Origin of the sequence: Mycobacterium sp. IS-2888 (genome assembly GCF_001954215.1) — a bacterium.
In the GTDB taxonomy this organism is placed as follows: Bacteria; Actinomycetota; Actinomycetes; order Mycobacteriales; family Mycobacteriaceae; genus Mycobacterium.
This window is the reverse complement of sequence record NZ_MBET01000094.1, coordinates 140,358-161,095: the sequence shown is the minus strand read 5'-3', so window position 1 is coordinate 161,095 and position 20,738 is coordinate 140,358. Positions and strand designations below refer to the sequence as shown.

Sequence of the window (20,738 nt, the reverse complement as noted above, 5' to 3'; positions counted from 1 at the left end):
CGACTTCCGAGGACACCATGACCACACAGATCCCGCACTTCATCGATGGGAAGCGCACCGCCGGCCAATCGAGCCGCACGGCCGACGTTTTCAACCCCAGCACCGGCGCGGTACAGGCGAAGGTGCCGATGGCCGGCAAGGCCGACGTCGACGCGGCGGTGGCCTCGGCCGCCGAGGCCCAAAAGGATTGGGCGGCATGGAATCCGCAGCGCCGCGCCCGGGTGATGATGCGCTTCATCGAGCTGGTCAACTCCAACAGCGACGAGTTGGCCGAGCTGCTGTCCCTCGAACACGGCAAGACGGTCGCCGACGCCAAGGGCGACATCCAGCGCGGCATCGAGGTCATCGAGTTCTGCATCGGGATCCCGCATCTGCTCAAGGGCGAGTACAGCGAGGGCGCCGGGCCGGGCATCGACGTCTATTCGTTGCGTCAGCCCTTGGGCGTGGTCGCGGGCATCACGCCGTTCAACTTCCCGGCGATGATCCCGCTGTGGAAGGCCGGACCGGCGCTGGCCTGTGGCAACGCGTTCGTGCTCAAGCCCAGCGAACGTGACCCGTCGGTCCCGGTGCGTCTGGCCGAACTCTTCCTCGAGGCCGGCCTGCCGCCCGGCGTGTTCCAGGTGGTGCACGGCGACAAGGAAGCCGTCGACGCCATCCTGCACCATCCCGACATCAAGGCCGTGGGCTTCGTCGGCAGCTCCGACATCGCCCACTACATCTATTCGACCGCCGCCGCGACCGGCAAGCGGTCACAATGCTTCGGCGGTGCCAAGAACCACATGATCGTTATGCCCGACGCCGACCTCGACCAGGCCGTCGACGCGCTCATCGGGGCGGGCTACGGCAGCGCCGGCGAACGCTGCATGGCGATCAGCGTCGCGGTGCCGGTCGGTGAGCAAACCGCGGAACGGTTGCGCGCCAGGCTCATCGAGCGAATCAACAACCTGCGGGTGGGCCACAGCCTCGACCCCAAGGCCGACTATGGTCCACTGGTCACCGACGCCGCCGTAGCCAGGGTGCGCGATTACATCGATCAGGGCGTGGCCGCCGGAGCAGAGATCGTCATCGACGGCCGCGACCGCACCAGCGACGACCTGGCGTACGGCGACGCCAGCCTGGAAGGCGGGTTCTTCATCGGCCCGACCCTGTTCGACCACGTCACCCCCGACATGTCGATCTACACCGATGAGATCTTCGGGCCGGTGCTGTGCATCGTAAGGGCGCACAACTACGAAGAAGCAGTGGCGCTGCCTTCGGAGCACGAGTACGGCAACGGCGTGGCGGTGTTCACCCGCGACGGCGACACCGCGCGCGACTTCGTCTCCCGGGTTCAGGTGGGCATGGTGGGTGTCAACGTGCCGATCCCGGTCCCGGTGGCGTATCACACCTTCGGCGGCTGGAAGCGCTCCGGCTTCGGCGACCTCAACCAACACGGACCAGCGTCGATCCAGTTCTACACGAAGGTCAAGACCGTCACGTCGCGCTGGCCGTCCGGCATCAAGGACGGCGCCGAATTCGTCATCCCCACAATGAATTAGAGCATCATGTTTACTCTGAACGACGACGAACGCGTCATCACCGACACGGCGGCCGCGTTCGCCGCCAAATGCCTTGCCCCGCATGCCCTGGAATGGGATACCACCAAGCATTTTCCGACGGACGTGCTGCGCGAGGCCGCCGAGCTCGGCATGGCAGCGATCTACTGCCGCGATGACGTCGGCGGGAGCGGGCTGCGCCGGCTCGACGGGGTCCGGATCTTCGAGCAGTTGGCTATCGCCGACCCGACGACGGCCGCGTTCCTGTCCATCCACAACATGTGTGCGTGGATGATCGACACGTTCGGCACCGACGAGCAACGCAAGGAATGGATTCCGCGGTTGGCGCCGATGGACGTCATCGCCAGCTACTGCCTGACCGAGCCGAACGCGGGATCCGACGCGGCCGCCCTGGGCACCCGCGCCGTCAAGCAGGGTGGCGACTACGTGCTCGACGGGGTCAAGCAGTTCATTTCCGGCGCGGGCGCCTCCGACGTGTACGTCGTGATGGCCCGCACCGGCGGCGACGGCCCGCGCGGCATCTCGGCCTTCATCGTCGAAAAGGACACGCCTGGGCTGAGTTTCGGCTCGCCCGAGGAGAAGATGGGCTGGCACGCGCAACCCACCGCGCAGGTGATCTTCGAGGGTGTGCGGGTGCCCGCCGACGCGATGCTGGGCGGCGCGGATGGCGAGGGTGCCGGCTTCGGCATCGCGATGAACGGTCTCAACGGTGGCCGGCTCAACATCGCGGCCTGCTCGCTGGGCGGCGCGCAGTCCGCCTTCGACAAAGCGGGAGCCTATGTGCGCGAACGGCAGGCGTTCGGCTCTCCCCTGCTGGACGAGCCCACCATCCGGTTCACCCTGGCCGACATGGCCACCGGGCTGGAGACCTCGCGAATGCTGTTGTGGCGCGCGGCGGCCGCGCTGGACGCCGACGACGCCGACAAGGTCGAGCTGTGCGCGATGGCCAAACGCTATGTCACCGATACCTGTTTCGAGATCGCGGACAAAGCCCTGCAGCTGCACGGCGGCTACGGCTACTTGCGCGAGTATGGTCTGGAAAAGATCGTCCGCGATCTGCGGGTGCATCGAATCCTGGAGGGGACCAACGAAATAATGCGGGTCGTCATCGGGCGGGCCGAGGCCGCCCGGTTCCGGGCCGGCGTGTAGGAGAGGGAGCCAATGTCGGCGATCGCGTTCTTGGGACTGGGCCACATGGGCGCGCCGATGTCGGCGAATCTTGTTGCCGCCGAACACATCGTGCGCGGGTTCGATCCGGTGCCGGCGGCGGCAGCGGCCGGAGCCGCGGGTGGCGTCACCATATTCGACAGCGCCGCGGACGCGGTGGCCGAGGCCGACGTGGTGATCACCATGTTGCCCAGTGGCGAGCTGGTCAAGCGCTGCTACGTCGACGTGTTGCCCGCCGCGCGGGCCGGCGCGCTGTTCATCGACAGCTCAACGATCTCGGTCAGCGACGCCCGCGAGGTGCACTCGCTCGCGGAATCGCAGGGGGTTTCGCAGCTGGACGCACCGGTCTCCGGCGGGGTCAAGGGCGCCGTCGCCGGGACGCTGGCGTTCATGGTCGGGGGCGACGAGTCCGCGCTGGAGCGAGCGCGGCCGGTGCTGGAACCGATGGCGGGCAAGGTCATCCATTGCGGTGCGGCCGGGGCCGGCCAGGCGGCCAAGGTGTGCAACAACATGGTGCTGGCCGTGCAACAGATCGCGGTCGGCGAAGCGTTCGTACTGGCCGAGAAGCTCGGCCTGTCCGCGCAATCCCTGTTCGACGTGATCACCGGCGCGACCGGCAACTGCTGGGCCGTGCACACCAATTGCCCGGTGCCGGGCCCGGTTCCGACGTCGCCGGCCAACAACGACTTCAAGCCGGGTTTCGCGACCGCGCTGATGAACAAGGACCTCGGCCTGGCGATGGAGGCGGTGGCTTCAACCGGCTCGTCGGCGCCGCTGGGCAGTCACGCCGCCGAGATCTACGCGAAGTTCGCCGCCGACCATGCCGACAAAGACTTCAGCGCGGTGATCGAGGTACTGCGCGGCAGCTGAGCCGGAAACCGCGCGTCACTGGACCTTTCGGCCCAAAAACGCGGCCAGTTGATCCGCGGACGCACGCTCGGGTGGACACGGCTGCTCCTCGGCGAAGGGCTTGCCCGGCCCGCGGAACTGGGGCCCGACGAACGCCCGCACCGCGGCGAGTTGCTCGCCCGCCAACTCCGGATCGAGATCCGTCGACTGCCCGGTGGCGGTCGCGAGGTCCCACGCGTGGGTCAGCACGTCGCTGGTGCGCAGTCCGATGAACATTTGTCCTGGGATCTCGGCGAATGGCAGCTTGAACATCATGGACATCCCGTCCGGACCCGCGAAGACCGCCTGTGCCGCGGCGGCGGACCCCCGGTGCGCGGCAACGAGGTCGTCGGGCCGGGCCGGCGGCTCAATGGGGGTCTGCGCCCAGAGCCCGACGTGCTCGTTACCGCCGATGACGTGTTCGATCAGATCCCCAATCGTCCACTCCGAGCAGGGCGTCGGGGCGCCCAGCTGGTCGGGGCTGACGTTGGCGAGGACGCGGGCGAACGCGTCCTGAGCGCGCTGGTGAGCACTTAATGGGTCCATGCTTTAGAAGTCTCCCGCGTTGCGCCGCAGACTTTCAATGGAGGACACCAACGCCTGCGATTCGTCGGCCTTCATCCCGATGTCGGCGAATACCTGCTCGTTGAGGGTGACGGTGGCGTCCTCGACGGTGGAGCGGCCGAGGTCGGTGATCTGGACCAGCGTGGTCCGGCCGTCGGTGGGGTGCGGTACCCGCTGAACCAGCCCGTCGGCCTCGAGCCGGCGGATCGCGTGGGTCACGCTGGTGACGTGAACCTGCAGCCGGTCGGACGCCTTGGTGATCGGCAACGCGCCGGTGCGGCTGAAGGCCAGCAGCCGCAGCAGCTCAAAACGGGAGAAGCTCAAGTCGTACGGGCGCAGCGCCGCCTCGACGCGAGCCAGGAGGATCTGATGGGCGCGCATCACCGACGTCACCGCGACCATCCCCTGCGAAACATCGCCCCACCCGGCACGCTCCCAGTTGGCGCGTGCCGCCGCGATCGGATCACGTTTGGAGGCGGCCACGCCCTTTCTTACCGCACTTGCAGCCCCGGCGTGGACTTTCCCACCGCAGACAGCACCGCCTGCGTGGATGCCCGGTTGCCCACCGTGATGCGCGCGTCGCCGTCCGCGTAGCAGCGAACCTGCAGTCCGCTGTCGGCGAAGACCTCGCGCCACAGCCGACCCCTCGACGGCAGGTACACGAAGTTGGCGTGGGCGTCGGTGGTGTAGATCCCCAGTGCGCCCAAGCGCATCCGGAGGTAGCGACATTCGGCGGTGATCGCCCGGATCCGTTGCAGCAGTTGGTCTTCGGCGTTGTAGGACGCCGCGACCGCGGGCAGGCTGGTCATCGCGATGCCGAACGGCAGCTGCTGGGACCACAGCATGCGGGCCAGCTCGCCCGACGCCAGGCCGTAACCGATCCGCAGGCCGGCCAGCCCGTAGGCCTTGGAGAAGGTACGTACCACCACGACGTTGCCGAAGCGCCGAACCAGCGCCGCCACGTCAATGCGGTGCTCGGCCGCGGCGAATTCGATGTAGGCCTCGTCGAGGACCACGACGGTATCGCGTGGCACGCGGCGCAGGAATCGGAACAGCTGGGCCGCGGGCTCGAGCGTGCCGGTCGGGTTGTGCGGCCGGCACACCACCACGACCCGCGCGGCCGCGGCGGCGTCGGCCAGCCCGTCGAGGTCGTTATGGCCGTGCTCGTCGAGTGCAACGGTCACCGACCGCAGCCGTGTCATCTCGGCGATGATCGGATAGCCGTCGAAGGTCGGCGTCGACATGGCGATCGCGTCCCCCGGCGCGGTCAGCGCCTGCAGCGCCTGCAGCACCACCCCGGTCGCCCCGGCGCCCAGCACCACCTGGTCGGCGGGCACGCCGATGCGCCCGGCGATCAGGTTGCGCAACCGCTCGGGCAGAAACTCCGGATAGCGGTTGGCCGCATCGATGGAGCGGATCAATACCGACCGCACCGCCGGCAGCGGCGGAAACGGGTTTTCGTTCAGCGACAGCGCGTGCGGATCGATCGCGTCGGGAAACGCGTCGTCGATCTCGACCGCCAGCGGACTCGCGACCATCAGCCCCGTCCGCCCCACCGCACCGCGGCCGCGCCGGCGAAGTCACCGGCGTGCGCAAAGGCCGCCATCATCACCACGTCGCCCGCCCGGACCTGTCCGTCCGATATCGCGCGGTCGAGGTTCACCGGGATCCCGGCGCCGAACAGGTTGCCGCACTCTTCGAAGGTGTCGCGATGCCGTTCCTTCGGCAACTCGAGCGCTTCACGCCAGTTGCGCAGGAACGCCCGATTCGGTTGGTTGGTGACCAGCAAGTCGATCTCCTTGGCGGGCAGGCCGATTCGGTCGCAGACCGCCAGCGCCACCTCGGGGACCTGCCGGTTGCCCCGGGCGAGCACCTTGGTGATCTTGTTTTCGGTGAACCCGATGCTGCCCTCGCCGAGCCCGGCCGCCCACCACTTGCGGGGCGGGTCGTAGGAGAGCGTCATCTCACCCGCGTATTCGCCGTAGGTGCGGCACTCGACGTCGAGAATGGGCGAGTCGTCGCCGACCGTGACCAGCCCGACCGCGGCGCCGTCACCCGGCACCGCCGACTGCGCCTTGCGCCTGATCGTCGGCTGGTCGAAGAACTGACCGGCCGCGTTCTGCGCGATGGCGATCAGCGCGCTGTGGCCTTCGCCGGTCGACAGCAGTTTACGAGCCACGTTGAGCGCCAACACAAATGCGGCGCAGCCGCCGTTGTTCAGATCCAGCACCCAGGAGGGCCGCAGGCCGAGCCGGTGAGCGATGCCGCCCCCTTCGCCGTAGAAGGCCATGTCCGGCACCTGGGTGTGCGTGATCAACACGTCCACGCCTTCGACGGCGTCGTGGCCGTGGCGTTCGATCAGCCCCTGCGCGGCCCGTTCGATCATGTCGATCGCGGTCTCGTCCGGCGCGACGTGGTGGCGGTACTTCGGGGCGCGGAACATGACGTTGTCGCGCAGGTCATCGGATTCGGCGAATTGCGCGTAGTACTCGGCGCCGATCGGCTCACCCGGCAGATAGCTGGAGACGTCGATCAGGCTGACGGCGGGCTGGCTCATGGTGTCCTCAGCTCATCCATTTCGGGGTGACCGGAAGGCCGTTGCGGTGGCGGTACTCGGCGATCGCCTTGAGGTTCTTCATCTCCAGCAGGTGGCCGGCGCCGAACATGTCCCAGAAGTCACCGACCCACACCGGGCGCCCGGGCGGCGCGGTCTCCGGATACGGGTTGTGGTCGTAGAACGGGTGGTGGCAATTGGTCCACAGCACAACCGAACCCGGCTTGTCGAGCACCACCTGCGCGTCGATGACGCGCATCAGATAGATCATCCACAGGTGCTTGCCCTGATCCCAGGCGCAGTGGTAGTCGACGGTCCGCGCCTGCTCGTTGACGACGGTGCGGGTGTAGATCTCGGTTTCCGAGCCGAGCCGGTCATGCGCCAGCCACAGGCCCGGCTCGTCGGTCGTGGTGAAGCCGCGCAGGCTGTAGGTCCACTCCTCGAGGCTGCGCGTATCGGACATGTACTCGAACAGCTCGTCGGGCGGGCAGTCGATGTAATCGTTGACGGTGCAGTATTCGCCGAACACCTGGTCGTGCGGGTACACCGACCGCATCATCTCCATGATGATCGGAGTGGCCTTTTCCCTGGGGCTGGTTTCGATGCGGACGACCCCGTCGATGGGTGTCGGAATGTCCTCAAGCGCTGGCAGCGACATCGGTTCGGTTCTCCTTCGAGGTTGGAATCTCTTCTGGGGCAGTGGCTTTGGCCGGCGCCTGGGCAAGGAACGGTGCGAACGGCGGGATTTCGTCGGCTGCGCACTCGACGCTGACCACCGCCGGCCCGTCGGCGTCCAGTGCCACGCGCAGCGCGGCGGCGAACCCGTCCAGATCGGTCGCGTCGACGGATGTCAGGTCCGGGAACATCGCGGCCAGGCCCGCGCCGAGCCGGCTGGGGCGGAATCGGTTGTAGCTGTAGAGATCGTCGTAGAACAGCTGCTCGCGGGTCACGCACATGGCGTGGGCGTTGTTGTTGAACAGCACGAACGTCACCGGCAGCCGGTAGTGCACGGCGGTATGCACCTCCATGCCGTGCATGAAGAACGCCCCGTCGCCCGCGATCACCACGGTGCGGCCCCGGGGCCGTCCACTCGTGGCGCGCCCGAACGCCATCCCGATGCCGGCCCCGAAGCTGTATCCCATGCCGCCCATGCCGAGCGCGACCGCGAACCTGCCGCCGCGTCGCGCGCCCAGGTAGTGGATCGCCGCCGCGCCGGTGTTGCCGGCGTCGACCACGATGTCAGTCCCGTCGGGCAGCGCATCGTCCAGCACCGCCATGGCGTCGCGGTAGCGCACGCCGTCGCCCTCGCAGGGCGGCGGCGTCAGCTCGGTGCGGCGCACCACATCGGGCACCCGAACGCCCGTCGGCCGTCCGCGCCCGGACAGCGCCTGGGTGAGCATGCGCAGCGAGCCGCGCAGGTCCTCGGTTTGCACGTGAGTGCACCGAACATACGGCGGTGCCGACCCGATCGAGACCGTCCGCACCGCGGCCAGTGCATCGTCCAGTCCGGTCCGCGCGGTGACCGGCAGCCGGGTGCCGACGACGAGGCACACGGCGCTCGCGGCCACCGCTTCGGCCACACCCGGGTGGCCCATCACGCCGGTCACACCGAGCGACGACGAGGACCCGAGGCCGGGTGTGCCCGCGGCGTCCTTGGCGTCCGGCACGGTGGCCACCCGCGCCCGCAACACCGCACGCAGCGCTTCGAGCTCGGCGCGGGCGTTGTCCCGGGCGACCTGCTCGCCCGCGATGATGGTGATCGGGCCATCGGCGTCTCGCAGCACCGGAACGACCGGAGCCGGATTTCCGATCGGACGCGGATCATGCGAACTGCCGTCGCCATCAATCTCGACGTATCCCTGCTGAATGTCCTTGGGCAACAACAACACTGCCGGGCCGCCGGCGCGTGCGGCCGCAATGGCCTCCGACAACGCGGGCGCGATGTCGTCCGGCGAGAGCACCCGCCGGCACGACAGCGACACCGCGGAAAACACCGCCTCGGCGTCCAGCGATCCGTTGCTGCCGCTGGTGTCCTGAAAACTGCCCCGGCCATCCATCGTGGTAGGTGTTTGGCCAACCAACGCCAACACGGGAACGCGGCTTGTCAGCGACTCCCCGAGCGCCGCAACAAGGTTCAGCGCGCCGCCGCCCGAGGTTGCCGCCACCACACCCAGCCCGGCGCCGCTGCGGCTGTAGCCATCGGCCATCGTCGCGGCGGAAAATTCGTGCTTGGCCAAAATCGCGGTGACGTCGGACCGGAAGTGCGCGGCGTCGTAGAGATCCTCGATGTTGGCACCGTCCACACCGAAGATGTGGTCGACTCCGATGGACGCGAGACGCTCGACGACGTGGTCGACCACGCGCTGCTTGCGGGGCATGTGTGTAACACGACCGGCGGGTAACTTCAGTTCACCGCGGGGTGCGAAATTTACAGCGAGCGCTGCAGCAAGACCTGCCCGGTATCGGCGGAAACCACCTGCACGGCGGCGATCTGGTCGATCGGCGTCGAGATGCTGCCCGCGGGCGTGGCGGTGTGACCGGGTTCGGCCACCCAGGTCGCCAGCCGGGTCTGGCTGCCGTCGCGACCGACCACGACCATCGCAAGCGTGTCGTGGTGCGCATAAATCGGGGCGAGGCAGACGCACTTCAGGTTGATGAATGTCCCCCAGTGCTGACTGGACAGCGACACCGTGGAGGTCAGCAGGGTGGTGCCGACCTGCGACATGTCCTGTGCGGACGCGGCCACCTGCTGCGGCGGCGTCGAGAAATGCCCCTGCACGCCGACCAACACCCCGACTCCCAACACGGCGGCCGCGGCGGACGAGGCCACCCAGGTGGTCACGCGGGCGCGGCGGCGGCGCCAGCGCACCGTTGCCAGCAACGACGGCAACAGCTCTGGCGACATCTCCGGCGGGACCGCTTGCGCGGGGCCGGATTCGCCGATCGCGGACACTTCGTCATGGTCGAGTTGCGAGAGCAGGCCGGGCACGCCGCTGAGTTCCGCGACGGCCTCCCGGCACGCCGGGCAGCCGGCCATGTGCGCCTCGAATTCGCGGCGGTCGACGGCAGACAACGACCCCAGCACGTATGCGGCATCCCACATCGCGTAGCGGTGGCTGTCTTCGATCGTCACGCCAAGTACCTCGTTGTCACCGGGCGGGCCGATACCCCATTGCGGCGTCCTCATGTCATTCGTCTCCCGTCACCCTCAAGTATTCGGAGCCGACGACCGCCCGGATGGGTCCTCGAACACAACCCCGGGCCGTCATCGCGTAACTCCAAGTTCCTGCAGAGTGAGCCGCAATGCCCGTACGGCATAGTGTAGTCGCGACTTCACTGTTCCTTCCGCGATCTCAAGGTCCGCAGCAATCTGCGCGGTGGTCCATCCGCGGTAGTAGGAGCGCTCGATGACGGCCCGGTGCTCCGCGGATAGTTGCACCATGGCGTCGGCGATCAGCAGCCGATCCAGCGCCGCGTTCACCTCGTCGGGCGTGGATTGCTCCGGCGCGCCCGCCTCGTCCAGCGAACCGACCACGTTGCGGTACCGCGCGCTGCGCCGGTCGTCGATGATCATGTTGCGGGCCACGGTGAACAGCCACGCCCGCGCCGACCTGTCGGTGTCGCCGATGACTTCTGGGTGTTGCCACGCCCGTAACAATGTCTCCTGGACCACGTCTTCCGATTGGCTCGGGTCCCCGGTCAGGCGCAGCGCGTAGCGCCACAGGACCGCGGCATGTTCGTCGTAGAGCGCCTTCATCAGAGCGGCTTCGGCAGCCCCGGACGCCCTCCAAGTGCCGGCAACCCGAGCCACTCGATCACCTCCTGCCAACTGCAACGAGTCGAACAGGTATTTAGTTCACTAAAGCGTCGGGGGTCAGGACGCGAGCGTCAGGATGCGCGGCCCTGTCTCCGTTACCGCGACGGTGTGTTCCCAATGTGCCGCGCGTGAGCCATCGGTGGTTGTGACCGTCCATTGGTCGTCCAGGATGGTGGTTTTGCCGGTGCCGAGCGTCAGCATGGGTTCGATAGCCAGCACCGAACCGGGGGCCAGCAGCGGGCCCCGACCGGGTGAGCCCTCGTTGGGCAGGAACGGGTCCATGTGCATGTGCCGGCCGATGCCGTGGCCCCCGTACCCCTCCACGATCCCGAAGGCGCGGCCGTAGCGGGCCTCGGCGGCATGCGTGCCCGTCTCAATGGCAAACGAGACGTCGGTCAGCCGGTTGCCGGCCACCATCGCCGCGATGCCGGCTTCCAGCGATTCCCTGGTCGCCGCGCACAGCGCGTCGTCGGCCGGATCCAGCGCCCCGACCCCGAAGCTGATCGCCGCGTCACCGTGCCAGCCGTCCAGGACCGCACCGCAGTCGATGGATACCAGGTCGCCCGGCGCCAGCGTTTCCCCGGCGGAGGGGATGCCGTGCACCACGCGATCGTTGACCGACGCGCAGATCGACGCCGGGTAGCCGTGATAGCCCAGGAACGACGGGATCGCGCCCGCTTCGCGGATCACCGACTCCGCGATCTGGTCCAGGCTCAGCGTCGACACCCCCGCGACGGCCGCGGCGCGCACGGCGTCCAGCGCGGCCGCGACGACGGCGCCGGCGGCGGCCATCGCATCGAGTTCCGCGGCGCTGCGCTGCGGCACGACCCTGCGACCCCGCAGCCGTGCCAGCGGGCTCATCGCTACTTGCCCAGCGCTTGCAGCGCGCGGGCGAACACCTCGTCCATCGAGCCCACGGCGTCGACGGTCTTCAACCGGTCGCTGTAGTACTCCAGCAGCGGGGCGGTCTCGTCGCGGTAGACGTTCATCCGGTTGAGGATGACGTCGTCGGTGTCGTCGGCGCGGCCGCGGCCCTTGAGGCGGGCGAACAACTCCTCCTGCGACACCCGGAACTCCAGCACCGCGTCGATGTCGGTGCCGCGGCGTCCGAGCATCTCGTGCAGCGCTTTGGCCTGCTCGAGCGAGCGCGGATACCCGTCCAGGATGAAACCGTTGGCCGCGTCCGCATCGTCGAGCCGATCGTCGACGAGCTGGTTCGTCAGGTCGGAGGGCACCAGGTCACCGGCATCGAGGTAGCGCTTGGCCTCCACGCCGAGCTTGGTGCCGTCCTCGATGTTGCGGCGAAACAACTCGCCGGTGGAGATTTGCGGGATCCCGAGCTTCTCGGCGAGCCGTCCTGCCTGCGTCCCCTTGCCCGCCCCCGGCGGTCCCAGCAAAACGACTCTCACTTGAGGAACCCTTCGTAGTTGCGCTGCATGAGTTGACTCTCGATTTGTTTGACCGTATCCAAACCGACGCCAATCATGATCAGAACCGCCGTACCGCCGAAGGGCAAGTTCTGGACCGCTCCGCCATTGCCGATCTGCAGGAACAGGTTCGGCAGCACCGAGATCGCGCCCAGGTAGATCGAGCCGGGCAGGGTGATCCGGCTCAGCACATAACGCAGGTAATCGGCGGTGGGCTTGCCCGGCCGGATGCCCGGAATGAAGCCGCCGAATTTCTTCATCTCGTCGGCGCGCTCGTCGGGATTGAAGGTGACCGAGACGTAGAAGTACGTGAAGAAGATGATCAGCCCGAAATAGATGCCGATGTAGACCGGGTCGCTCGGGTCGGACAGGTAGCTGCCGACGAACTTGTCCCACCAGCTGTTGCCGGTGCCGCCACTGCCGCTGCGGATCAGCTGCGTGATCAGGTGCGGTATGTAGATGAGCGACGACGCGAAGATGACCGGAATGACGCCGGCCTGGTTGACCTTCAGCGGCAGATACGTCGACGTTCCGCCGTACATGCGCCGCCCCACCATGCGCTTTGCGTATTGCACCGGGATGCGGCGCTGGCCCTGCTCGACGAACACCACGCCGACGATGATGATCAGCGCGGCCACACACACGGCGGCGAAGATGACCCCGCCGCGGCTGTCCAGGATGGTCTTGCCCTCGGAGGGGATGCGCGCGGCGATACCGACGAAGATCAGCAGGGACATGCCGTTGCCGATGCCGCGTTCGGTGATCAGCTCACCCATCCACATCACCAGCGCCGCGCCGCCCGTCATCACCAGCACGATGACGACCAGCGTGAAAATGCTCTGATCGGCGATGATGTCCAGCGAGCAGCCCTGTAGCAGGCCGCCGTTGGCCGCCAGGGCCACGATGCTGGTGGCCTGCAGGATGGCCAGCGCAATGGCCAGATACCGGGTGTACTGCGTCATCTTGGCCTGACCGGACTGGCCTTCCTTGCGCAATTCCTCGAACCGCGGGATCACCACCGTGAGCAGCTGCACGATGATGCTGGCCGTGATGTACGGCATCACCCCCACCGCGAACACGGTGAGTTTCAGCAGCGCACCACCGGAGAACAGGTTGATCAGCGAGTAGATCTGGCCCGCTTCGCCGCCGCTGGCCTCTTTGATGCACTGCTGCACGTTCGGGAAGTTGACGCCCGGCGACGGCAGTGCGGCACCGAGCCGGTACAGGACGACGATGCCAAGCGTGAAAAGAATCTTCCGTCTCAGGTCGACTGTCCGCAGCGATGAGATGAAAGCCGAAAGCACTCTTCCTCCTGCGCAGCCGTGGGTGGTCCTCCGTCACGCGCCCAACACCCGCAGGCCAGGACGTACGGCGTCGCGCGTCAAATCGTGTACGAGACTAACAGCTGATTTGCGTAGGCCCCGCAAGGCGTAGAGTTCTGATGGCTCGTTGCATTTGCTAAATAAGTGGGGAGGGCGATGACACGGACCGATCAAGACAGCTGGGACCTGGCCTCCAGCGTGGGTGCCACCGCGACGATGGTCGCCGCGGCGCGGGCCCTGGCCAGTGGCGGAACCGACCCGATCATCAACGACCCATACGCCGCGCCGCTGGTGCGCGCGGTCGGGCTCGATTTCTTCCGCCGCCTGGTCGACGGTGAAATCGTCTCCACCGAAAAGCCCGACGGCGGCGAACGCGACCTGGCGCTGGAGACCGATTCGATCGCGGTCCGGACTCGCTTCTTCGACGATTTCTTCCTGAACGCAGCCCGCGACGGGGTTCGCCAATCGGTGATCCTGGCAGCCGGCCTGGACGCCCGCGCCTACCGGCTGTCCTGGCCGCTCGGCAGCGTGGTGTACGAGGTCGACCAGCCCCAGGTCATCGAGTTCAAGAGCGCCACGATGGCCGCCCTGGGCGCCGCGCCGGCCGTGGACCGGCGAACCGTCAGCATCGACCTGCGGGAAGACTGGCCGGAGGCGTTGCGCGCCAGCGGGTTTGACGTCACGCAGCCGACGTCCTGGAGCGCCGAGGGGCTGCTGATGTACCTGCCGCCCGAAGCCCAGGACCGGCTCTTCGACAACATCACCTCGCTGTCCGCGCCGGGAAGCAAGCTCGCCACCGAATACCATCCCGACTCCGGTGTCGCGGTGTCCGACCGCGCGGCCGAGTTCAACCAGCGATGGGCCAATTTGGGCTGCGACATCGACCTGTCCGGGCTGTTCTTCGACGGTGAGCGCAGCAATGTCATCGAGTACCTGAGCGGTCTGGGCTGGCAGGTGCACTCGCGGCCACGGCGGGAGATGTTCGCCGATTACGGCCGCGTCTTCCCCGATGACGACGAGCGGGCGCAGATGCGCAACATCACCTGCGTCACCGCAACACTCGGTTAGGACGCCCATGACACAGAGCGACCCCAAGCGATTCGACGGCGACAGTTGGGATTTGGCGTCCAGCGTCGGAGCCACCGCCACCGCGGTCGCCGCCCGGCGGGCGATGGCATCCAAGGGGCCGAACCCGCTCATCGACGATCCCTTCGCCGAGCCTCTGGTGAACGCGGTGGGTGTGGACGCCTTCATCCGGATGATGAACGGGGAAATCGAAGTCGCCGAGGACGATCCGGCGTTCACCCCGCGCCGCCTCGGTGAGGGGATGGCCGTTCGCACCCGGTTCTTCGACTCCTTCTTCATCGAGGCCGCCGAGGCCGGCATACGCCAGGCCGTCATCCTGGCCTCCGGCCTCGACACCCGCGCCTACCGGCTGCCGTGGCCTTCCGGCACCGTCCTCTACGAGATCGACCAGCCGAAGGTGATCGAGTTCAAGACCCGCACCCTGGCCGACCTCGGCGCGGCCCCGACCGCCGACCGCAGGGCCGTCGGGATCGACCTGCGCGACGACTGGCCGGCGGCGTTGCGCGACAGTGGATTTGACACCACGCGGCCCGCGGCCTGGATCGCCGAAGGCCTGCTGGGGTATCTGCCGCCGGACGCCCAGGACCGCTTGTTCGACAACATCACCGCGCTGAGCGCCGCGGGCAGTCGGCTGGGCACCGGCTACGTGCCGAACATCCGCGAACGCATCGAAAAGCGGGGGCAGGAGATCAGCGAGCGCTGGCGGCGCCTCGGATTGAACCTCAACTGGGCCGACCTGGTCTATCCCGGCGAGCGCAACGACGTCGTCGCCTACCTGGGCGACCACGGCTGGCAGGCGACGGTGCACAGCACGCAGGAACTCTACGCCGCCAACGGTTTTGAATTCCCGGACCAATCGATGGTCGCGTTCGGCGATATCCGATACGTGTCGGCAGTACTGACTTAGCCCGGTTTGGCGGCCGGGGTCCGGACCACCAGCGGCACGGCGGGGAAACACCACGCCATCTCCGAGCGTGACTTGCGCAGCGCGGCGGTGCCGTAACCCTTCTTCCGGTGCTCCGGGTGAATCCAGATCCGCACGTTCACCTCGCCGTTGACCAGCTCGCCGAATACCATTCCGACCTTCTGCCCCGAATCGACGGCCACGAACCACGCCGCCTCTTCGTCGTCGACACGTCGCAGCGCCGCACCGATCTCGTCGTCGAGGTTGCCCGCCGGTCCGCCGGAGCCGTCGCCGGCGGCGCCGACGTCCTCGGTGCGGGCGGCGAAGATGTCGCGGTCGTGCTTGGCGGAAAAGGGCCGCAGCTGCAGCGTCTCGCCCGAGCTGGCCGGCCGCTCGCCCACCGTGAAGCTCAGCTGTTTGTTGAGGTCCTCGAGTTCAGCGAGGATCTGCCTGCGCGAGTTGATGGTGAGTTGGTCGAAGGACATGCTCATCACCGCTTCGGCGGCCACGTGCGACGTGTCGAGCAATTTGACGATCGCCTCGACCGCGGCGGCTTTGTCTTCGGACTCGACCACGACGTCGGCGATTTCATGCCTGCGTTCCAGGGCGTTCAACAGGGCGTCGGCGATCTCGCGGCGGGCGGCTTTGCGGTCGTGATCGGTCATTGCACAAGCCTAGAAGATCGCCGATTTCCCAGCTCCAGGAACCGGCGATAGCGGTCCTCGACCGCCCCCACCCAGGCGGGGTCGGGATCGACGACGCGGTCGGTGGCGGCCCAGCGGGCCGCGTCGTCGATCGTCGTCTCGAGGCCGGCCGCGATGCGGGCGAGGAAAGCCGCCCCCAGCGCCGCGCCCTCGGCGACCGCGGACACCTCGACCGGCCGGCCGGTGGCGTCGGCGATGGCCTGCATCCAGGGCCGCAGCCGGGTACCACCGCCGGTGGCGACGATGCGCGATACCGACGCGCCACTGAGCTCGATGAGCTGACGAACGACGAAGCCCGACGCCTCGTATGCGGCCCGGCGCAGCGAGGCGGCGTCGTGGGTGAGATCCAGGGCGTCGAGCACGGCGCGCCGGTCCGGGTCGTGGAACGGCGTGCGCTCCCCGCGGATGTAGGGCGACCACACCGGCACCCGGCGCGGGTCGACCGACTCGGGGTCGCCCGGCCCGAGGATGCGATCGACCCAGCCGAGGAACAGCCCACCGGCATTGCTGGCGCCGCCGATCTTGCTCAAGCCGGGGGCGGTGTGCGGGATGGTCCACAGGCCGGGCACCTGCCGGGACTCGGGGATCGTGTTCCACACGATCAGGGTGGTGCCACACAGCACCAGGACGTCGCCGTCGCGGTCGGCGCCGGCCACGATCTGCTCGCACAGCGCGTCGATGGCGCCGATGCCCAGTAGGGCGCCGGTCCCGCGCACCTGCCCCGCCACCGTCCCGATCGTCTCCACCCGGGGCATCTGCTCGACGGACGCGCCGCGGTCGGCGCATGCCGCCGGGTCCCAGCCCGTCCCGTCGAAAAGGGGGAAGGCGGTGGCCGCCGTGGCAACGTCGATCAGTGCCTCGCCTGCGAGGGCGTGGTTGGCCACCGCCGGCGCCGCCCAGTATCCGGCCGCGTCGGGCGCCTCGGCGGCAGTCCAGCGCAGGAACTCGGCGGCCTCACCCAGCGCCGGCAGCTGCTGCTCGTCGGCGCCCGGCACCCGGCCCCGCTCGTCGCCGTACAGCAGTCCCGGTGTCAGCGGCGTGCCCGCGGCGTCGACCGCGGTCAGCGAGGGGACCATCGCCGCAACGGCGACCGCCCGCGCGTCGGGCCCGGGGCCGAGCTGGTCAAGGGCAGCCAGCGGGCCGCGGCGCCACGCCTCGTCGCCGTCGTGTTCCAGCCGGTTGGGCGCCGGCACCCGCAAGGCGTGCGGAATCCGCACCCGGGCCGCCACGCGGCCGTCGGCGTCCGCGGCCACCGCCTTGACCGCGGTGCTGCCCACGTCGATGCCGATTGTGAGGCCTTCACGTGACACGCGCGTCACCGTACGCCAGCATTGGGGTTCGTGACGTCAAGACCGCGCGCCTTGGTGACCGCCCCGCTGCGTGGACCGGGGTTCGCCAAGCTGCAGGAGCTGGCCGATGTGGTGTACGACCCGTGGATCGACCAGAGCCCGCTGCGCATCTACGGCCCGGAGCAGCTGGCCGAGCGGATCACCGCCGAGGCCGCCGATGTGGTTGTGGTGGAAAGCGACTCGGTCGGGGGCCCGGTGTTCGACTTGGACTTGCGCGCGGTCGCGTCCACCCGCGGCGACCCCAACAACGTCGATGTGCCCGGCGCCACCGCCGCCGGGATCCCGGTGCTGAACACCCCGGCCCGCAACGCCGACGCGGTCGCCGAGATGACGCTGGCGCTACTGCTGGCCGCCACCCGCCACCTGCTGACGGCCGACGCGGATGTCCGCGGCGGCAACATGTTTCGCGACGGTGTCATCCCGTATCAGCGGTTCCGCGGCTGGGAGATCGCCGGGCTCACCGCCGGGCTGGTCGGGCTCGGTGCCGTCGGCCGCGCGCTGCGCTGGCGGCTGGCCGGACTGGGCATGCGGGTCATCGCCTACGACCCGTACAACGACGAAGCCCGCCACGGCCTTGACGAACTGCTGGGCGAGGCCGACGTCGTCTCGCTGCACGCGCCGGTCACCGACGACACGGCCGGGATGATCGGCGCCGAGCAGTTCGCGGCCATGCGCGACGGCGTGGTCTTCCTCAACACCGCGCGGGCTCAGCTACACGACACCGACGCGCTCGTCGACGCCCTGCGCGCCGGCAAGGTGGCCGCCGCCGGCCTCGATCACTTCGTCGGCGAATGGCTGCCGACCGATCACCCGTTGGTGGGCATGCCCAACGTCGTCTTGACCCCGCACATCGGGGGCGCCACGTGGAACACTGAGGCACGGCAGGCGCAGATGGTTGCCGACGACCTGGAAGCGCTGTTGTCCGGCAAGACACCCGCCAATATCGTCAACCCGGAGGTGCTGGCCTCATGAAATTTGTTGACAACCCGGAAACCGCGGTGCTGGACGCCGCCAAGGACATGCTGCGCCGGGGCCTGGTCGAGGGAACCGCCGGCAACATCTCGGCCCGGCGCTCCGACGGCAACATCGTCATCACGCCGTCATCCGTCGACTACCAGGACATGCAACTCGACGATCTGGTGCTCGTCGATCCCGACGGCGCGGTGCTGAAGGCCGCGGAGGGCCGGGCGCCATCGTCGGAGATGAAGCTGCACCTGGCCTGCTACCAGGCCTTCGACGACATCGGCAGCGTCATTCACAGCCATCCCGTCTGGGCGACCATGTTCGCCATCGCGCACGAGCCGATTCCCGCCTGCATCGACGAGTTCGCGGTCTATTGCGGCGGCGACGTTCGGTGCAGCGAATACGCCGCGTCCGGCACACCGGACGTGGGCGTCAATGCGGTCAAGGCGCTCGAGGGCCGGGGCGCGGCGCTGATCGCCAACCATGGCCTGGTGGCCGTGGGACCCCGCCCCGACAAGGTCATGCACATCACCGCGCTGGTCGAGCGCACCGCGCAAATCGTCTGGGGCGCAAGGGCTCTCGGTGGGCCGGTGGACATCCCCGAGGACGTGAACCGCAACTTCGGGATGGTCTACGGCTACCTGCGCGCCAACGCCTGATGGGCCGGGTCCAGTTTGGCCGCGCGAGCGTGGCGCGGGTACTGGAACTTCCGCTCGAATTGGGGACCCGGTTCTTCCCCGGAACCCCGCCGTCCGGGTGGCGCGACAACGCCGACCTGCTGGTGCCGGACTTCTTCGATCCCGACACCGATCGGTGGCACGCCGCGGTCCAGAGCTGGGTCATCGAGGTCGACGGGCTGACCGTGGTCGTGGACACCGGCGTGGGCAACGACCGCGACCGTCCGCACATGCCGTTCCTGGACCACCTGAACACCGGGTTCCTGGCAGCGCTTGCTGCGGCGGGCATCGACCGCAGCGCTGTGGACGTGGTGGTCAACACCCACATCCATTCCGACCACGTCGGCTGGAACACCATGCGCGAGAACGACACCTGGGTGCCGACGTTTCCCAACGCCCGATACCTGGTACCGGCCGCCGACTACCGCCACTTCTCGCCGGACGGACCCGCGGGCCAGGAGCCCGGCAATCAACTCGTGTTCGCCGACAGCGTCTTGCCCGTCGATGGGCAGATCGTGCAGTGGTCGGATGACTATCGGATCAGCGAGTCGCTGCGGCTGCGGCCCGCGCCGGGCCACACGCCGGGTTCGTCGGTGCTCTGGCTGGATGCCGGTCGGACCGCGGTTTTCGTCGGCGACCTCACGCACAGCCCGCTGCAGCTGCGCCGACCCGACGACGCCTGCGCCTTCGACGTGGACGCCCCGGCCGCCGCGGTCACCCGCCGCCGGATATTCACCGAGGCCGCCCGCGCGAACGCAGCCGTGATACCCGCGCACTATGCCGGCCGCGGCGGTGCGACGATCCGCGCCGTCGAGGATCGCTTCGATGTCGACTACTGGCTGGACATCGAATCCCTGTGACGCCATTCGCGGGGCGAGGCGCCGTGCGCCCGGCCGAATAGCCGGCTGAAGTAACCGGGATCGGGCACGCCGACCCTCCTTGCGACCTCTGCGACCGGCAGGTCGGTTTCCGTGAGCAACGCGCGAGCCGTGGCCATGCGGCGTTCGGTGATCCACTCCCCGACCGTGCGCCCGGTGCGGCGGCGCACCACGGTGGTCAGGTGTCCCGGGGTCATGCCGAGTTCGCCGGCGACGTCGCGCAGCGATAACGGCTCGGCATGACGCCGGTCGATCACGTCGAACACCTCGGCCAGCAGCGGCTCGCCGCTGCGCCGCAGCTCCGCCACCACGGGCCCGGCCAACCGGGCCAGGTCGATCAGCAACAGGGTCAGATGTGCCAGCGCCGCCTGCCGATAGCCGTCCTGGCGCGCGAGCAGTTCGGTTTCGATCGAACTTATCGCCGCGTCCCACGCCGCCCGCCGCGCTGCGGGCACATCCAGGCGCAGTATCCCGCCGACCTGGCCGTGCAGGAACGGGAACAGTAGCGGGTGCGCCCGCCACGCCGGCCAGGGCGATCGCGCGTCTTCACCGAGCGCGGCGGGGTCGAAGAACACGGCGACCCCGGCGTCTCGATGCTCGAGCCGCTCCGGGTCGAGCACCTGACCCGCGGCCGCCACGTGGACCAGCCCGGCCGCGGGAAGGTACCAAAGCGCCGGAAAGTCGTGAATGTGGCGACCGCGCTCGACGAAATCCTCGGGCCCCGACCGCACCACCGACACCGGCGGCGTGTCCGGATCGGTCCGGTACTCGTAGATCGGCACTCCGGCACGCTGCCGAACCATCCGTGCTGGACGTGTCATGTCGCCAAAGATAGTCCTACTTTCACCGATGATCACCCAATTCTCGGTCAGTTCACCGGTT

The 20,738-nt window shown here is 68.5% G+C and carries 22 protein-coding genes; 8 read left to right on the top strand and 14 right to left on the bottom strand.

Annotation, left to right across the window (positions count from 1 at the left end; genetic code table 11):
* The first annotated feature begins 17 nt into the window (after positions 1–17).
* The 3 genes from A5745_RS17710 to mmsB are packed head-to-tail and all read left to right on the top strand — an operon-like array spanning position 18 to position 3,593.
* A complete protein-coding gene (locus A5745_RS17710) occupies positions 18–1,538 on the top strand; it encodes a CoA-acylating methylmalonate-semialdehyde dehydrogenase (protein WP_076117683.1) in 1,521 nt (506 codons plus the stop codon).
* 6 nt (positions 1,539–1,544) lie between these two features.
* Positions 1,545–2,705, top strand: coding sequence for an acyl-CoA dehydrogenase family protein (locus A5745_RS17705; protein ID WP_076117680.1), 1,161 nt, complete (start codon positions 1,545–1,547; stop codon positions 2,703–2,705).
* Between the two features lie 12 nt (positions 2,706–2,717).
* Positions 2,718–3,593, top strand: coding sequence for a 3-hydroxyisobutyrate dehydrogenase (mmsB, locus tag A5745_RS17700; protein ID WP_076117678.1), 876 nt, complete (start codon positions 2,718–2,720; stop codon positions 3,591–3,593).
* A gap of 15 nt (positions 3,594–3,608) precedes the next feature.
* Here mmsB and A5745_RS17695 read toward each other — a convergent pair whose 3' ends face one another.
* The 11 genes from A5745_RS17695 to secY form a co-directional block, all read right to left on the bottom strand.
* Complete coding sequence (locus tag A5745_RS17695) at positions 3,609–4,157, bottom strand: TIGR03086 family metal-binding protein (protein ID WP_076061592.1); 549 nt, start codon at positions 4,155–4,157, stop codon at positions 3,609–3,611.
* A 3-nt stretch (positions 4,158–4,160) separates the two neighbouring features.
* On the bottom strand, positions 4,161–4,658 hold the full coding sequence (locus A5745_RS17690) for a MarR family transcriptional regulator (RefSeq protein ID WP_076061590.1): 498 nt from the start codon (positions 4,656–4,658) through the stop codon (positions 4,161–4,163).
* Positions 4,659–4,666: 8 nt separating this feature from the next.
* Positions 4,667–5,713 (bottom strand): histidinol-phosphate transaminase, encoded by a 1,047-nt coding sequence (locus A5745_RS17685; protein ID WP_076117884.1) that lies wholly within the window; start codon positions 5,711–5,713, stop codon positions 4,667–4,669.
* On the bottom strand, positions 5,713–6,732 hold the full coding sequence (locus tag A5745_RS17680; RefSeq protein ID WP_076061588.1) for a 3-oxoacyl-ACP synthase III family protein: 1,020 nt from the start codon (positions 6,730–6,732) through the stop codon (positions 5,713–5,715). The genes A5745_RS17685 and A5745_RS17680 overlap by 1 nt, the downstream gene beginning before the upstream one ends.
* Before the next feature lie 7 nt (positions 6,733–6,739).
* Entirely contained in the window at positions 6,740–7,387 is a 648-nt protein-coding gene (locus A5745_RS17675) for an SRPBCC family protein (RefSeq protein ID WP_076061587.1), read from the bottom strand.
* Positions 7,368–9,107, bottom strand: coding sequence for a thiamine pyrophosphate-binding protein (locus tag A5745_RS17670; protein WP_076117675.1), 1,740 nt, complete (start codon positions 9,105–9,107; stop codon positions 7,368–7,370). The genes A5745_RS17675 and A5745_RS17670 overlap by 20 nt, the downstream gene beginning before the upstream one ends.
* A gap of 50 nt (positions 9,108–9,157) precedes the next feature.
* Positions 9,158–9,916: an anti-sigma factor gene (locus A5745_RS17665; protein ID WP_076117673.1), complete on the bottom strand. Its 759-nt coding sequence runs from the start codon at positions 9,914–9,916 to the stop codon at positions 9,158–9,160.
* A 78-nt stretch (positions 9,917–9,994) separates the two neighbouring features.
* The gene (locus tag A5745_RS17660) at positions 9,995–10,540 is read right to left on the bottom strand and encodes a sigma-70 family RNA polymerase sigma factor (RefSeq protein WP_076061581.1); all 546 of its coding nucleotides are present in this window, start codon (positions 10,538–10,540) and stop codon (positions 9,995–9,997) included.
* 63 nt (positions 10,541–10,603) lie between these two features.
* Positions 10,604–11,407 carry a type I methionyl aminopeptidase gene (gene map, locus A5745_RS17655; RefSeq protein ID WP_076117671.1) on the bottom strand — a complete coding sequence of 268 codons (804 nt, stop codon included), beginning with the start codon at positions 11,405–11,407 and terminating at the stop codon, positions 10,604–10,606.
* Between the two features lie 2 nt (positions 11,408–11,409).
* Complete coding sequence (locus A5745_RS17650; protein ID WP_076061577.1) at positions 11,410–11,955, bottom strand: adenylate kinase; 546 nt, start codon at positions 11,953–11,955, stop codon at positions 11,410–11,412.
* Positions 11,952–13,277, bottom strand: coding sequence for a preprotein translocase subunit SecY (gene secY, locus A5745_RS17645; protein ID WP_076061575.1), 1,326 nt, complete (start codon positions 13,275–13,277; stop codon positions 11,952–11,954). Before secY ends, A5745_RS17650 begins: the two co-directional genes overlap by 4 nt.
* Before the next feature lie 174 nt (positions 13,278–13,451).
* On the opposite strand from secY, the gene A5745_RS17640 reads away from it, so the two are divergent.
* A complete protein-coding gene (locus A5745_RS17640; RefSeq protein ID WP_076117669.1) occupies positions 13,452–14,363 on the top strand; it encodes a class I SAM-dependent methyltransferase in 912 nt (303 codons plus the stop codon).
* A gap of 7 nt (positions 14,364–14,370) precedes the next feature.
* A complete protein-coding gene (locus tag A5745_RS17635; protein WP_076061571.1) occupies positions 14,371–15,288 on the top strand; it encodes a class I SAM-dependent methyltransferase in 918 nt (305 codons plus the stop codon).
* Here A5745_RS17635 and A5745_RS17630 read toward each other — a convergent pair.
* Positions 15,285–15,950, bottom strand: coding sequence for a GNAT family N-acetyltransferase (locus A5745_RS17630; RefSeq protein WP_076061569.1), 666 nt, complete (start codon positions 15,948–15,950; stop codon positions 15,285–15,287). The genes A5745_RS17635 and A5745_RS17630 overlap by 4 nt on opposite strands.
* Positions 15,947–17,299: an FGGY-family carbohydrate kinase gene (locus A5745_RS17625; RefSeq protein ID WP_076117882.1), complete on the bottom strand. Its 1,353-nt coding sequence runs from the start codon at positions 17,297–17,299 to the stop codon at positions 15,947–15,949. Before A5745_RS17625 ends, A5745_RS17630 begins: the two co-directional genes overlap by 4 nt.
* Before the next feature lie 30 nt (positions 17,300–17,329).
* Here A5745_RS17625 and A5745_RS17620 point away from each other — a divergent pair, with 30 nt between their 5' ends.
* From A5745_RS17620 to A5745_RS17610, 3 genes are read left to right on the top strand one after another with little or no spacing between them, the layout of a single operon-like run.
* The gene (locus tag A5745_RS17620) at positions 17,330–18,310 is read left to right on the top strand and encodes an NAD(P)-dependent oxidoreductase (RefSeq protein ID WP_076061566.1); all 981 of its coding nucleotides are present in this window, start codon (positions 17,330–17,332) and stop codon (positions 18,308–18,310) included.
* Positions 18,307–18,960: an L-fuculose-phosphate aldolase gene (locus A5745_RS17615; protein ID WP_076061565.1), complete on the top strand. Its 654-nt coding sequence runs from the start codon at positions 18,307–18,309 to the stop codon at positions 18,958–18,960. The genes A5745_RS17620 and A5745_RS17615 overlap by 4 nt, the downstream gene beginning before the upstream one ends.
* Positions 18,960–19,838: an MBL fold metallo-hydrolase gene (locus A5745_RS17610; RefSeq protein ID WP_076117667.1), complete on the top strand. Its 879-nt coding sequence runs from the start codon at positions 18,960–18,962 to the stop codon at positions 19,836–19,838. Before A5745_RS17615 ends, A5745_RS17610 begins: the two co-directional genes overlap by 1 nt.
* Here A5745_RS17610 and A5745_RS17605 read toward each other — a convergent pair.
* A complete protein-coding gene (locus A5745_RS17605; protein WP_076117665.1) occupies positions 19,811–20,677 on the bottom strand; it encodes an AraC family transcriptional regulator in 867 nt (288 codons plus the stop codon). The two genes, A5745_RS17610 and A5745_RS17605, sit on opposite strands and share 28 nt — an antisense overlap.
* Between the last annotated feature and the right edge of the window lie 61 nt (positions 20,678–20,738).